This window comes from Cellulomonas sp. P5_E12 (assembly GCF_054049315.1).
Genome location: NZ_JBFUMP010000012.1, coordinates 33,600 through 47,134, shown reverse-complemented (window position 1 = coordinate 47,134; position 13,535 = coordinate 33,600). Strand labels below are relative to the sequence as shown.

The window sequence follows — 13,535 nt, the reverse complement described above, 5'->3', positions numbered from 1 at the left end:
CATGCCTGCAGCAACCAAGGACGCGGTCCTCGGATCGGCCGTCGACCTGGCCCGCGAGGTCGCGGTAGGCCTCGCCGAGGACCCCTCGGACGTCGGCGACTACCTCGGTCTCGTGGTCGAGGGCGAGCGGCTGGTCTCCCACCGGTTCGCATCGGCCGCCCGCGGCTACCGCGGCTGGGAGTGGACGGTCACGGTCGCCCGCGTGCCGCGCGGTCGCACCGTCACGGTCTGCGAGGCCGAGCTGCTGCCCGGCCCCGACGCCGTCCTCGGCCAGGCCTGGCTCCCGTGGTCCGAGCGCATCCGCCCGGGCGACATCGGTCCCGGCGACGTCCTCCCCTTCAAGGCCGACGACCCGCGGCTCGAGCCCGGCTGGACCCCGACGGGGGACCCCGAGCTCGACGACGTCGCGATCGACGAGCTCGCCCTCGCCCGCGTCCGGGTGCTCTCGCCCGAGGGTCGCGACGAGGCCGCCGAGCGCTGGTACCGCGGCCCGCACGGCCCGACGAGCGCCGGATCCCTGGCGTCCGCCGCCGCGTGCGGGAGCTGCGGGTTCCTCGTGCCGCTGCAGGGTTCGCTCGGCACCGTCTTCGGCGTGTGCGCCAACCAGTGGTCGCCCGACGACGGCACCGTCGTGAGCGTCGACCACGGGTGCGGTGCGCACTCCGAGACCGACGCCGAGACCCTGCCGACCGACTGGCCCGACGCCGACCCCCTGATCGACGAGCTCAGCCTCGAGCTGGTCGACCTCGCCGCCCGGTCGGCCACCGCTCCGGTCGTTACTCAGGCCGACCCGCTGGTAGCCGACGAGCACGCCGCCGATGACCAGGCGCAGGTTGCCGATGAGGCGCCTGCTGCCGACGAGGCGGCAGTTGTCGACGAGGTGGCTGTTGCCGACGGCGTGTTTGTTGCCGACGACGAGGCGCAGGTCGACGACGCGGAGCAGGTTGTCGACGAGACGCAGGCCGACGACGAGGCGCAGGCTGCCGACGAGGGGCGGGTTGCCGACGAAGTCACGACTGACGACCAGGTCCCGGCCGGCGATGCGGTGCAGGTTGTCGACGAGGCGTCGGCCGACGATGCGTCGCACGCCCCCGACGATGCACCGGCCTTCGAGGACGAGGCGCCGAGTGTCGACGAGGCGCCGACGGTCGACGCTTCGACCGACGCCCCGGCGGACGACGCGCCCGCCGACAGCGCCACGCCCGACTCGACCCCCGACGACGAGGACGCGCCCAGCGCCGTTCCCGACCCGGAGCCGTGACCGCTGACGCCTTCGGCACGGCCGCCCTGCGCGCGGCCGTCCTGGGGGCGTGGCGGTCGTCCCCGACGCGACTGCGCGAGGACGCGAACACGGAGGAGGACCACGCCCGCGGCTACTACCGCGACCGGGTGATCGTCGAGCTCGCGCAGAACGCCGCCGACGCGGCCACGCGCGCGGGCGTCCCGGGCCGGCTGCTGCTGCGGCTGGCGCGCACCGACGACGACGGCACGGTGCTCGTCGCCGCGAACACGGGCGCCCCGTTGGACGCCGACGGTGTCGCGTCCCTGGCGTCCATGCGGGCGTCGGCCAAGCGGGACGAGCCGACGTCACGACGGACCGTCGGCCGGTTCGGGGTCGGGTTCGCCGCGGTGCGCTCGGTGGCCGACGAGGTCTCGGTGCTCAGCACCACCGGTGGCATCCGGTTCAGCGTGGCCGACGCCGCCGAGCTGCTGGCCGAGGCGGCGCTCGACAACGACCCGCTCGCCGACGAGGTTCGCCGCCGCGACGGCTCCCTGCCGGCCCTGCGGCTCCCGTTCCCGGCGGAGGGCACTCCGCCCACCGGCTACGACACGGCGGTGGTGCTCGAGCTCCGCGACGAGGTCGCTGCCGACGAGGTCCGCTCGCTCCTGCACGACGTCGGCGACCCGCTGCTGCTGGCGCTCCCGGGCCTGGTCGAGATCCTGGTCGACGACGAGACCGGCCCGTCCCGCCGGATTGCGGACGTCGTGGAGCGCTGGACGGTCGCGACCGGCGCGGGCGAGCTGCCTCTCGCGCTCATGGCGGACCGCCCGGTCGAGGAGCGCGCTGCTCGGGCGTGGCGGGTCACGTGGGCCCTGCCTCGCGGCGAGGCGCCGCTGACCCGGACCGACCAGGTCGTGCACGCGCCGACCCCCACCGACGAGCCGTGCACCGTCCCCGCTCTTCTCGTCGCGACCTTCCCGCTGGACCCCTCCCGCCGCCACGTGGCCCCGGGCCCCCTGACGGAGGCCGTGCTCGACCACGCCGCCGACGTCTACGCGCGCCTCGCGCACGCCCGGGCGGCGGCGGGCCACGACGCGCTCGCGCTGGTCCCGACCGGCCTTGCCGCGGGCGCGCTCGACGCCGCCCTGCGCGACCGCATCGTCGAGCGCCTCGCGCGCACCCCGCTCCTCGCGCCCGCCGCGCCGGACGCGGCGAACCCGCTCGTCGTCCCTGCCCGGGCGGTCGCGCTCGCAGGCTCGTCGGTGCACGCGCCCACCGCCCTCGCGGCCCTGGGCAGGCGGGTCGCCGCGCTGGTCGCCCTCCCGAGCGGCCGCGAGTCCCAGGCGCGTGCGCTCGGCGTCGAGATCCGCTCCCTGGCGGACGTCGTCGAGGACCTGCCGGCCGTGAGCGACGGCGGCTGGGCGGAGCTGTACGACGCCCTCGAGCTGCTGGCCGATGACCCGCAGTCGCGCGAGGCGCTCGGCGCCGTCCCGGTGCCGCTGGCGGACGGCCGGGTGGTCCGCGGCGCGCGCGGGACGGTGGTGCTCGACGCCGACCTCGCCGACCGGCTGGGCGAGCGGACACTGGAGACGCTCGGGCGTTGGGGGCTGCGCGTTGTCGACCCGACGGCGGCGCACCCGGTCCTCGAGCGGCTCGGCGCGCAGGCCCCGGACGCCGCCGGCCTGCTCGCGCAGGACGTGGTGCGCCAGGCGGTGCTCGAGCTCGCCGACACCGACGACGAGGTCGACGATGTCGTCGACGCGGTCCTCGCGCTGGTCGCCGCACTGGACGGCGCCGAACTGCCGCGGGAGGCCGTGGCCTGGCTCGGCCTGTTGCCGCTGCCCGCCGCCGACGGCGAGCGGACCCCCGCCGACAGCCTCGTCCTGCCCGGCTCGATCGCCGCGACGCTACTCGACGACCGCGTGCTGTCGACCGTGTCGGCCGAGGCCGTCGACCGCTGGGGCCGCGACGCCCTCACGACGGTGGGCGTCCGCGCGGACCTGGTGCTCGTGCACGTCGCCGACGTCCTGGCGGACCCGGCCTCGCTGCGGGACGGCGCAACCGACTCCGCGACGCTCGCAGCCCAGTCGCTCGACGGCTGGGTCGACTACCTCGCGCACCTCGCGGACCGGCTCGGCTCGGGCGCCTACGTGGGGGAGGCCGTCGCGGTCGCGGACCTCGACGCGGTCGACCCCGACGCCTGGCCGCAGGTCCTCGCACGGATCGCGTCCGACCCGGCCCTGCGCCGCGCGCTGGTCGACCCCGTCCGTGGAGAGTCGTCGGCGCTCGCCCCGTCGTACACGTCGTGGTGGTTGCGCGAGCGGGCCGACCTCGGCCTCGGGCGGCCGTTCGCGGTCGGCGACGAGCTGCGCGCGCTGCTGCCGGTCGCACCGGAGGTCGTCGACGGCCTCGACGGCACGCTCCAGCGCGCCCTCGGCGGCGTCGGAGCACTGGACGAGCTCGACGGCGCCGGATGGACGCACCTCCTCGACTCGTGGGGTCCGGTCGGCGTGCCGGTCGACCCCGCCCTGGCGACCGCGGTGTGGCATGTGATGGCGCCCGACGAGCCCCCGGAGCGGCTGCCCGCCCTCGTCGGCCCCGGTCGGGTGGCCGTGGTGCACGCGGAGGACGCCGCGGTGGCCGACCAGCCGATGTGGCACCAGCGCACCGACGTGGCCGCCCTCGTGCCCGGGACGGAGGCCACGGCACGGCTGCTCGACCTCCCGTTCGCCGGCGACCTCGCCGAGGGGCTCGTCGACGAGGAGGGCGAGCTCGACGACGTCCCCGCGGGCGTGCGCGCGCTGCTGCCCGACGCGCCGGCCACGTGGGTCCAGCACGACGACCTGCTGGTCGACGGCGCCCCGGTCGACTGGTGGGTCGAGGGCTCCGTGGTGCACGCGGTCCACCTCGTCGGGCTCGCGGCCGGCCTGGCCCAGGCCGCCGGGCGCTGGGAGCTCCGCTACGCGCTCGAAGCCCTGCTCACCGCACCCGAGCGTGCCGACGAGATCGCGCTGGACGTCGCCGGGCGAGGGTAGGTGTCCGTTGCGTCCCGAACCCGATAGCGTCCCCCGGGTGCCTCCGTTCCCGCCCGTGCCGCGAGTTCGCTCGCCACGCCGGGATCGGCGCCGCGAGACCCCGCGGCGCTGGCCCCGTCGGCTCGTGCTGGTGGCGGCGTGCACGCTCGCCCTGGTGGCGGTGCCGATCGCGCTGAGCCCGACCGTCACCGTCCGGACCCCGCAGGACGCGGGAGCGGAGCAGGCGCTGCGGGCCGACGACCCCGCCGGCCGGTCGGCGGTCCGGCCCGTTGTCCCGACCAGCCCGGCGCCACCCGCGACGAGCACCCCGGAACCGCCGACGATGGTCGACGAGATCGTCGTCCGCACCAACGCGGAACGAGCGACCGCCGGCCTCCCCGCCCTCGAGGTCTCGACGTGCGCAACGGAGCAGGCGGCCGTTCGCACCGCGACCCTCGCCGCCGAGCACCGCTTCGAGCACGACCCGCTGGAACCGGTCCTGGCCGCCTGCGGGTCGAGCTCGGTGGGCGAGAACCTCGCGCAGGGCTATCCGACGGCCCTGGCCGTGGTGGCCGGCTGGATGGGGTCCGACGGGCACCGCGCCAACATCCTCGGCGACGCGTACACGCAGATCGGCGTGGGTTGCGCGACCGGACCCGATGGGCTGATCTGCGCGCAGGTGTTCCTGGGCTGAGAGCGGGTCAGCCCTCGGCGAGCTGCGCGCGGGCCTTCTGCCGGGCGGTGTTCCGACGGGCCCAGCCGGCGCCGAGCAGTCCGAGGACCATCCCGGTGGCGCACACCCAGGCGGGCATCCACGAGGCCTCGCCGGTCAGCGCCAGCACGAGAGCGACGACGAGCGCCACGGCCCAGACGGCGGTGCCGACGAGCATCACGCGGCCCAGATCCACGTCCACCGGCGGCGGCGGGGTCCGGGTCGGGTGGAACAGCTTGTCGATCAGCGAGGGCACGCGGCGAGCCTAACCGGGGCGTTGCGGGCAACCCGGCCACGCCGACGTGTGACCTTCGCGACGATGCCGCCGAGAACGCAATCTGGGGGTCACACAGGTCTGCCACACTTCGCGCATGGCATCGACCTCCACCGCGCAGAAGCCTCGTCCTGCGCCCCCGACGAACGTCGTCGACCGCTACTTCAAGATCACGGAGCGCGGCTCGACCATCGGCACCGAGATCCGCGGCGGTCTGGTGACCTTCTTCACGATGAGCTACATCATCGTGCTCAACCCGCTCATCATCGGCACCGTCCGCTCGGACGCGGGCAACGGCCCGTTCCTCGGCGGCGGTGACGTCCCCAACCTCGCGGCGGTCGCCGCGACGACCGCGCTGGTCGCCGGCGTGATGACGATCCTCATGGGTGTCGTCGCGAACTTCCCGCTCGCGCTCGCCGCCGGTCTGGGGCTCAACGCCGTGGTCGCGTACTCGATCGCCGCCCTGCCGGACATGTCCTGGCAGAACGCGATGGGCCTCGTCGTGCTGGAAGGCCTGATCATCCTGGTCCTGGTGCTCACCGGGTTCCGGGTCGCGGTGTTCCGCGCGGTCCCGCGCGAGCTCAAGACGGCCATCAGCGTCGGCATCGGCCTGTTCATCGCGTTCATCGGCCTGGTCGACGCCGGCTTCGTGCGGATCCCCGCCAGCATGGCCACCCCGGTGGAGCTCGGCATCGCCGGCTCGCTGGGCAGCTGGCCCCTGCTCGTCTTCGTCGTCGGCCTGATGACCGCGATCGTGCTCATGGTCCGCAAGGTCCGCGGCGCCATCCTCATCGCGATCGTCACGGCGACGGTGCTGGCGTTCATCGTCGAGCTCGTCGGCGACATCGGCAGCAAGACGGACGAGACCGGCGCCGTGGTGAACCCGGCCGGCTGGGCGCTCGACGTGCCGCACTGGCCGTCCGGCGGGATCTTCGCGACGCCCGACTTCTCGCTGGTCGGGCAGTTCTCGCTGTTCGGCTCGATCGAGGCGATCGGCCTCGTCGCCGTCATCCTGCTGGTCTTCTCGCTCCTGCTCGCCGACTTCTTCGACTCGATGGGCACCATGGTCGCCGTCGGGAGTGAGGCCGGTCTGCTGGACAAGGACGGCAACCCGCCGAAGACCACGCAGATCCTCGTCGTCGACTCGATCGCCGCGGCGGCCGGTGGCGCGGGCAGCGTCTCGTCCAACACCAGCTACATCGAGTCCGCGGCGGGCGTCGGCGACGGCGCACGGACCGGCCTGGCCTCCGTGGTCACCGGCATCGCATTCCTGCTGGCCACGTTCCTGTCGCCGCTGGTGTCCATGGTCCCGTTCGAGGCTGCCACCCCCGCGCTGGTCGTCGTCGGATTCCTCATGGTCACCCAGATCACCGGCATCGACTGGAAGAACTGGGAGCTCGCCATCCCGGCGTTCCTCACCATCATCCTCATGCCCTTCACCTACTCGATCACGGCGGGCATCGGCGCGGGCATCATCACGTTCGTCGTCATCAAGCTGGCGGTCGGGAAGATCCGCGAGATCCACACGTTCATGTGGATCGCGTCGGCGATGTTCGTCCTCTACTTCCTCATCGGCCCCATCAAGTCCGCGTTCGGCATCTAGCCGGACGACGAAGGCCGCGGCCCGGTGGCGGGTTCACACGGTCGCTGCAACACCTCGTTCTGAGGAGTTGTAGCGACCGTGGTCGTTTCTGGGGAGTTGAAGCAGCGGTTCTTCGTCGAGCTGGAACGGGCGGGACGATCGGCCGCGGTCGCACATCCAACCGCGAATCCCGTGAGCCGCGGCCGATCGAGCCCACGGGAGGGACGGCTCTCGGTCGGGCGCCCAGCGTAGGAAACATCAATCGGTGCCGAACGGCAGAGCCCCAGGTCAGCGCCGTCTTCGAGGAGCTGGCCAGCGGCCGCGACGAACATGCGGTCTAGTCAACGGGTGTCGATTAGGCTTGAATGCCACGGGCAGCCATTCATCGCGACAAAGGGGTGCAGCCGTGGGCAAACTGACCGGGCGGGCGACAGCAGTCGTCGCCGTGAGCGCAGGATTACTCCTCGTCGGCGTGGGGGTCGCACAAGCTGTGGTGGTCGAGCAGCTGGTACCCCCGGCCCAAGCAGCGCTAGGCAACGGATGGGCGGTTCATCCTGATCAGACCGCCGGCGGACGCGAGCGGTTCGTCGAGGGTCCGGCGACCCCGCCCTCGGGCCGGGGCAGCCTGGAGATGACCGTCGACACGACGTCCGATCGCTCGCTGATCTTCACGGTGCCCAGCCCGGGAACCGTGGTGCCTGCACCATGGGCCGGGCTCACCGGCGAGTACTCCACGTACACGTTCGACAGCGCGGACGGCAATCTGCCGACGCTTCGCATCGTCGGATATCACGTCTTCCCGGCAGCGGGGGGCGGGGCTCCCACCGGGTTCACGACACTGACCTTCGTTGGCGGATTCTTCGCTGGTGCGGCACCCAACGGACCGCACATCGCAGGGCAGTGGCAAACCTGGACGCTCAGCCCGGCGTCGACGGTGTTCCAGTCGAACGCGACCGACGGCGGCTTCTGCGTGCAGGCCGCCCCATGCACGTTGGCGGACTTCGCCGCCCGCTACCCCTTGGGCGCGTGGGGCCAGGTGCAGCTCGGCATCGGCAGCGGCGCAGCAGCCGGCTCGCTCGGCTTCGTCGACGCTGTGTCCATCTCCCAAGGCGGCACGGAGGTGCTCAACACGGACTTCGAGATCCCGGCGGCGAGCAGCTCGACCGCGACCATCACCCCAGGAGCGGCCACCGCGACCGGGGGGACGGCAACAGTGACGCTGAACGCCTCGCCGCTGGCCGCGGCCCCGGTGGTCTTCGACGTCGTCACGACTGCGCCCGACGGCACCGTCACCACCACGCCGGTCGAGGTCGCCCCAGGCGAATCCGTGACCGTGCCTCTGTCGGTCTTGTTCGGATCCACGACGATCACCGTCAGCGCGCAGGGCGTCGTTCTTGCCACGCAGGCGGTGGTCTTCCCGGCGCCGGTCACACCCACACCCACACCCACGCCGCCCGGCGCATCCACGAGCGCCCCGCTCCCCGCGACAGGTTCGCCGGAGCTCGCGGCGACCGGCGCATCGACGGGACCGTACGCGTGGATCGCGCTGGCCCTGATGGCACTCGGTGCGCTCGGCGTGGCAACGAGCCGCAGGCACGCTGAGCCGGCGCGGGGGAAGATCGAGAGATAGGGGCGTCGCGACGACCGTCGACACGAGAACGTCGACGGTCGTGGGCGCCAACCTCGCGCGCGGAGCGCGGACGACGAAGGCCGGGGCCTGAGGGTCCCCGGCCTTCGTCGTGCCCGCTCAGCGACGGACGGTCGTCACGATGGTCTCGACGGCGGGCAGCAGCTGCCCGAACGACTGCTGGTACAGCGCGTCCCCGCCGCCATACGGGTCGACGACGTCGTCGTCCACCGGCTTGTGCGCCGTGAGCCAGCGGCGCGACGCGGCCAGCGGAACCAGGGCGCGCAGGCGGTCCGCCGTGGTCGCGTTGGCGCCGGGCAGCCCGGCGGGGTCGATGTCCGCAACGACCCGCGCGAGCTCGCGCAGCGTGAACGTGCGCCGCACGGCGGCGGGCACCAGCTCGACGATCGCCGAGCGGTGCCGCCGGGTCAGTGCCAGGACCAGGTCGGCCTGCTGCACCATGGCGGGCGTCAGCTGCCTGGCCTCGAAACCGCTCGGGTCCACGCCTTGAGTAGCGACAAGGACGGCCATGTCGTCGGTCATCGACCAGCCCACCGTTGCGGCCGTGCCGGCGGATGCGACCTCGATGGCCGGCGCCAGACCGCCGCCACCGTAGCGCCCCCGGGACGCCGCACCCAGTCCGGCAGCGAGCAGCCGCTCGACGGCCGGCGACCGACAGATGTTGCCGGTGCAGACGACGAGGACGCGCATCGGCTCGGCCAGGTCGGTGGGGTTCACGGGCACCATCCTGGGGCTGTCGACCGTCCATCGAGGCATCGCATGACCCGATCGGCGCACATATCTCACCCACCCGCGAACGGGACGCGCCGGTACGATCCGACCGCGGTGGTCCGTCCGAGGCGTGCGACCGAGGGAGATCTACCGACGCCGATCGGGGTCGGTGCAGCGGACGTCAGGAGAGAACGCCATGCGGGTCAGCGTCATCGGCTGCGGCTACCTCGGGGCGGTGCACGCCGCGGCGATGGCGTCCTTGGGCCACGACGTCATCGGTATCGACGTCGATGCGAGGAAGGTCGAGGCGTTGCGCGATGGTCGCGCGCCGTTCTATGAGCCCGGCCTGCCGGAGCTGCTGACCGAGGCAGGTGCGACGGGCCGCCTGAGCTTCAGCACGGACATGGCTGACGCGGCCGGCAGCGACGTACATTTCATCTGCGTGGGCACTCCTCAGGTGCACGGCGAGTTCCGGGCGGACCTGACGTACGTCAACGCGGCGACGGCTGCGCTCAAGCCGTACTTGCGCCCAGGCGACGTGATCGCGGGCAAGTCGACCGTCCCGGTGGGCACGGCGGAAGCGATCGCGGAGTCGCTCGACGGGACGGGCGCGATCCTCGTCTGGAACCCCGAGTTCCTGCGCGAGGGCTTCGCGGTCAAGGACACGCTGCACCCCGACCGCCTCGTCTACGGGCTGCCCACGGACGACGACGGGGAGCCGACGGCGGAGGGCGCGACGGCAAAGGCGATCCTGGACGAGGTCTACGTGACCCCGCTGTCCGAGCACACGCCGCTCGTGGTCACCGACTACGCGACCGCCCAGCTGGTCAAGGTGGCGGCCAACTCGTTCCTCGCGACGAAGATCTCCTTCATCAACGCCATGGCCGAGCTGTGCGAGGCCACGGGCGCGGACGTCACGCGCCTCGCGGATGCGATCGGTTACGACGCACGGATCGGTCGTCGGTTCCTCAATGCCGGGCTCGGATTCGGCGGCGGTTGCCTGCCGAAGGACATCCGGGCGTTCATGGCGCGCGCCGGCGAGCTCGGGGTCAGCGACGCGCTGTCGTTCCTGCGCGAGGTGGACTCGATCAACATGCGGCGGCGCGTGCGCATGGTCGACCTGGCGCGCGAGGTCTGCGACGGGTCCATCGTCGGCAAGCGGGTGGCGGTGCTCGGGGCGGCCTTCAAGCCGGACTCCGACGACGTCCGCGACTCGCCGGCGCTGTCGGTGGCGGCGCAGATGCAGCTGCAGGGCGCGCACGTGACGGTCACCGACCCGCAGGCGGTTCCCAACGCCGAGGCCAAGTGGCCGGACCTGCACTTCGCGGCGACCGCGCTCGAGGCGGCGAAGGACGCCGATGTCGTGCTCCTGTCCACCGAGTGGGCCGAGTACCGCGAGATCGACCCCGACGACCTGGCGAAGGTCGTCTCGCACAAGCGGATCCTTGACGGTCGCAATGTGCTCGAGCCGGCGGTGTGGCGTGCGGCGGGCTGGACCTATCGCGCACTGGGCCGTCCTTGACGGTGGCCCGTGAGCCGTCGGCTACCTGCTCGGCGACGGAGAGCACTCCTCCTGAGGTGATCCGCTGACCGTCGTCAGCCGGCGGCGACTGGCTCCAGCTCATCCGTCCGCGACCGGCGCCGAGCGACGAGCAGGACGCCGACGCCCACCGCCGTGCCCAGCGTGTTCGCGACGAGGTCGCGCACGTCGGCCACTCGGTCGGGGAGGAACATCAGCTGCGCGAGCTCGATAACCGCCGACGTGGCCAGCCCGAGCCCGACGACGGTCCACGGCCTCAGGCGGGTCAGCAGCCCGACCAGGACGCCAAAGGGCACGAAGAGCACGATGTTCGCCGTGAACTCGGTCGCCGAGTAGGTGAGCGCGATGCCATGGGAACCGAGCCAGGCGAGCACCGTGCGCACCAGGTCGAAGCCGTCGTCAGGTCCGAGCTGCGGCCACAGTGTCAGGCGCGCGAGGCCGACCAGGTAGACGGCGAAGAGCGCGATGGTGATCCTTCGCGCCCGCCCGGCCGTCATCGCTCGGTCTCGCGGACGGCGTCCGGCTGCTTGCGGAGCACCAGCGACAGGCCGACCCCGATGGCCGCCCCGAGCGAGTTGCCCAGCACGTCGCGTGCCGACGAGCGCCGGTCGGGGAGCCCGATCGCCTGCACGGTCTCGATGCCGATCGACAGGGCGACCAGCGCCACGAGCACCACCCACCACCGTCGGCGGGGCGCCAGGAGCGCCCCCAGCAGGCCGAGGGGGACGAAGAGCGCGATGTTCGCGGCGAACTCCGCGGCGTGCACGTTGAGGATCGACGGCAGCCCGATCGAGTGCAGGCGCGCGAGGCCTCGGTGGATCGGACCGTCGAGGGCGTCCTGCAGGTGCCACGGGTTGAGCACGAGGACGGCGGCGCCGACCCCGGCGAGCACCAGGAGCGCGATCGCCACCTGCCGCTGCCGGATGCTCATGCCGGACAGGGTACGGGGGCCGGCGTCGCGGACCTAGGCGAAGTTTCATTACGTAAGGTAATGAGTTAGGCTAACGATCATGCCCTCTCCCCGTGACCTCGCAGGCGAGCTCCGCATCGCCATCGGCCGGGCGTCCCGCCGGATCCGGGCGGAGCGGGGCGAGGCCGGGCTGACCGACCCGCAGTTCACGGTCCTCGCGTGGCTCACCAAGGAGGGCCCGCTGACACCCGGCCAGCTGGCCGAGCGCGAGCGAATCCAGCCCCCGTCAATGACCCGCACGGTGAACTCGCTGGTCGAGCAGGGACTCGTCGCCAAGGCGGAGCACCCGACCGATGGCCGGCTGGTCGTCGTCAGCCTCACGGAGGCAGGCGTCGCGGAGGTCGACGAGACCCGCCGCCGCCGCGACGCCTGGCTCGCCGGGCGCCTGGGCACCCTCACCTCCGACGAGCGCGCGCTGCTCGTCGACGCCGCCGAGCTCCTGCGGAGGATCGCCGCTTCATGAGTCCCACGTTCTCCTCGCTGAAGTTCCGGAACTACCGGCTGTGGTTCGCCGGAGCGCTGGTGGCGAACGTGGGCACCTGGATGCAGCGCGTCGCCCAGGACTGGCTGGTGCTGACCGAGCTCACGGATCTCTCGGGCGTGGCCGTGGGCATCACCACGGCACTGCAGTTCGCGCCGGTGCTCTTCCTCTCCCCGTACGCGGGGCTGCTGGCCGACCGGGTGGACCGCCGCAAGCTGCTCATGGCCACGCAGGTGGGTCAGGGCGTGCTCGCCGGCGGGCTCGGCGTCCTCGTCCTGTCCGGGCACGCGCAGCTCTGGCAGGTCTATCTGTTCGCGCTGACCCTGGGCTGCGTCACCGCGATCGACGGACCGGTGCGCCAGACCTTCGTCGCGGAGCTGGTGCCCGCCAGCAAGCTCTCCAACGCCGTCGGCCTCAACAGCGCGAGCTTCAACGCCGCCCGCCTGATCGGCCCGGGCGTCGCGGGGCTGCTGATCGCCGCCGTGGGTACCGGGTGGGTGTTCATCATCAACGCGGTGACGTTCGGCGCGACGATCTTCTCGCTGACCCGCATGCGCACCTCCGAGCTGAGACCGATGCCGACGGCTCCGCGCGCCAAGGGCCAGCTGCGCGAGGGCATCGCCTACGTCCGCGGGCGCAGCGACATCCTCGTGATCATGGTGGTCGTCGGCGTCGTCTCCACGTTCGGCCTCAACTTCCAGCTGACCAGCGCCCTGATGGCGCGCACCGAGTTCGGCCGCGGCGCGGGGGAGTACGGCATCCTCGGGTCTGTCCTCGCCATCGGGTCGCTGACCGGTGCTCTGCTGGCCGCCCGGCGCGAGCGACCCCGCGTGCGCCTGGTCATCGGTGCGGCGTTCGGGTTCGGCATCGCGACGGGTGTCATGGCGCTGATGCCGACGTACCTGTCGTTCGCGATCGCGTGCATCCCGGTCGGGCTGGCGTCGCTGACCATGATGACCGCGGCCAACGCGACCATCCAGATGAGCACGGACCCCGCCGTCCGCGGCCGCGTGATGGCGCTCTACATGATGGTGTTCCTGGGGGCGACGCCCATCGGGTCGCCCATCGTCGGCTGGATCGGCCAGACGTACGGCGCCCGCTGGGCCATCGGCGTCGGCTCGATCTCCGCCCTGCTCGTCGCGACCGGTGCCGCGCTGTGGGTCTGGAAGAAGTGGGACGTCACGGTCCGCTACCACGTGCGCAGCCGGCCCCACCTCGAGGTCGTCTACCCGACGCTGGCCGAGCGGCGCGTCCAGGCGGCCGCGCGGCTGGGCGCGCAGGAGGCGGCGGACCGCCAGACCGCGGCCTGACGGCCGACCGGGTGGAAGCCCGGGTGAAGAGCGCCGCAGGCGTGTCGCCCGGGATGTCCGAGATGTCACGA

The 13,535-nt window shown here is 72.8% G+C and carries 12 protein-coding genes; 8 read left to right on the top strand and 4 right to left on the bottom strand.

Annotated elements, in window-relative coordinates; genetic code table 11:
• Position 1 precedes the first annotated feature (1 nt).
• The 3 genes from ACXJKA_RS11605 (at position 2) to ACXJKA_RS11595 (ending at position 4,930) form a co-directional block, all read left to right on the top strand.
• Positions 2-1,261: a DUF3027 domain-containing protein gene (locus ACXJKA_RS11605; protein WP_456825355.1), complete on the top strand. Its 1,260-nt coding sequence runs from the start codon at positions 2-4 to the stop codon at positions 1,259-1,261.
• On the top strand, positions 1,258-4,257 hold the full coding sequence (locus ACXJKA_RS11600) for a sacsin N-terminal ATP-binding-like domain-containing protein (protein ID WP_456825354.1): 3,000 nt from the start codon (positions 1,258-1,260) through the stop codon (positions 4,255-4,257). Before ACXJKA_RS11605 ends, ACXJKA_RS11600 begins: the two co-directional genes overlap by 4 nt.
• Positions 4,258-4,411: 154 nt before the next feature.
• A complete protein-coding gene (locus tag ACXJKA_RS11595; RefSeq protein ID WP_456825353.1) occupies positions 4,412-4,930 on the top strand; it encodes a CAP domain-containing protein in 519 nt (172 codons plus the stop codon).
• Positions 4,931-4,937: 7 nt separating this feature from the next.
• Here the strand turns inward: ACXJKA_RS11595 and ACXJKA_RS11590 are convergent, their stop codons facing one another.
• Entirely contained in the window at positions 4,938-5,204 is a 267-nt protein-coding gene (locus ACXJKA_RS11590) for a DUF2530 domain-containing protein (protein ID WP_456825352.1), read from the bottom strand.
• Positions 5,205-5,319: 115 nt separating this feature from the next.
• Here ACXJKA_RS11590 and ACXJKA_RS11585 point away from each other — a divergent pair, with 115 nt between their 5' ends.
• Positions 5,320-6,825: an NCS2 family permease gene (locus ACXJKA_RS11585; RefSeq protein ID WP_456825351.1), complete on the top strand. Its 1,506-nt coding sequence runs from the start codon at positions 5,320-5,322 to the stop codon at positions 6,823-6,825.
• 340 nt (positions 6,826-7,165) lie between these two features.
• Complete coding sequence (locus ACXJKA_RS11580) at positions 7,166-8,434, top strand: hypothetical protein (protein WP_456825350.1); 1,269 nt, start codon at positions 7,166-7,168, stop codon at positions 8,432-8,434.
• A 117-nt stretch (positions 8,435-8,551) separates the two neighbouring features.
• Here ACXJKA_RS11580 and ACXJKA_RS11575 read toward each other — a convergent pair whose 3' ends face one another.
• Positions 8,552-9,178, bottom strand: a complete 627-nt coding sequence (locus tag ACXJKA_RS11575; RefSeq protein WP_456825349.1) for an arsenate reductase/protein-tyrosine-phosphatase family protein — start codon at positions 9,176-9,178, stop codon at positions 8,552-8,554.
• Between the two features lie 181 nt (positions 9,179-9,359).
• Between ACXJKA_RS11575 and ACXJKA_RS11570 the strand changes: the two genes are divergently transcribed.
• Complete coding sequence (locus tag ACXJKA_RS11570) at positions 9,360-10,685, top strand: UDP-glucose dehydrogenase family protein (protein ID WP_456825348.1); 1,326 nt, start codon at positions 9,360-9,362, stop codon at positions 10,683-10,685.
• Positions 10,686-10,759: 74 nt separating this feature from the next.
• Here the strand turns inward: ACXJKA_RS11570 and ACXJKA_RS11565 are convergent, their stop codons facing one another.
• Positions 10,760-11,200, bottom strand: a complete 441-nt coding sequence (locus tag ACXJKA_RS11565) for a VanZ family protein (RefSeq protein ID WP_456825347.1) — start codon at positions 11,198-11,200, stop codon at positions 10,760-10,762.
• The gene (locus tag ACXJKA_RS11560; RefSeq protein WP_456825346.1) at positions 11,197-11,634 is read right to left on the bottom strand and encodes a VanZ family protein; all 438 of its coding nucleotides are present in this window, start codon (positions 11,632-11,634) and stop codon (positions 11,197-11,199) included. Before ACXJKA_RS11560 ends, ACXJKA_RS11565 begins: the two co-directional genes overlap by 4 nt.
• A 79-nt stretch (positions 11,635-11,713) precedes the next feature.
• Between ACXJKA_RS11560 and ACXJKA_RS11555 the strand changes: the two genes are divergently transcribed.
• Positions 11,714-12,136: a MarR family winged helix-turn-helix transcriptional regulator gene (locus ACXJKA_RS11555; RefSeq protein WP_456825345.1), complete on the top strand. Its 423-nt coding sequence runs from the start codon at positions 11,714-11,716 to the stop codon at positions 12,134-12,136.
• Entirely contained in the window at positions 12,133-13,464 is a 1,332-nt protein-coding gene (locus ACXJKA_RS11550; RefSeq protein ID WP_456825344.1) for an MFS transporter, read from the top strand. The genes ACXJKA_RS11555 and ACXJKA_RS11550 overlap by 4 nt, the downstream gene beginning before the upstream one ends.
• Positions 13,465-13,535: the final 71 nt, after the last annotated feature.

Bases quoted from the DNA above. Each gene is read 5' to 3' on its own strand.
- ACXJKA_RS11605 (WP_456825355.1), top strand. From the start codon at position 2: ATGCCTGCAGCAACCAAGGACGCGGTCCTCGGATCGGCCGTCGACCTG.
- ACXJKA_RS11585 (WP_456825351.1), top strand. From the start codon at position 5,320: ATGGCATCGACCTCCACCGCGCAGAAGCCTCGTCCTGCGCCCCCGACG.
- ACXJKA_RS11575 (WP_456825349.1), bottom strand. From the start codon at position 9,178: ATGGTGCCCGTGAACCCCACCGACCTGGCCGAGCCGATGCGCGTCCTC.
- ACXJKA_RS11570 (WP_456825348.1), top strand. From the start codon at position 9,360: ATGCGGGTCAGCGTCATCGGCTGCGGCTACCTCGGGGCGGTGCACGCC.
- ACXJKA_RS11565 (WP_456825347.1), bottom strand. From the start codon at position 11,200: ATGACGGCCGGGCGGGCGCGAAGGATCACCATCGCGCTCTTCGCCGTC.
- ACXJKA_RS11560 (WP_456825346.1), bottom strand. From the start codon at position 11,634: ATGAGCATCCGGCAGCGGCAGGTGGCGATCGCGCTCCTGGTGCTCGCC.
- ACXJKA_RS11555 (WP_456825345.1), top strand. From the start codon at position 11,714: ATGCCCTCTCCCCGTGACCTCGCAGGCGAGCTCCGCATCGCCATCGGC.
- ACXJKA_RS11550 (WP_456825344.1), top strand. From the start codon at position 12,133: ATGAGTCCCACGTTCTCCTCGCTGAAGTTCCGGAACTACCGGCTGTGG.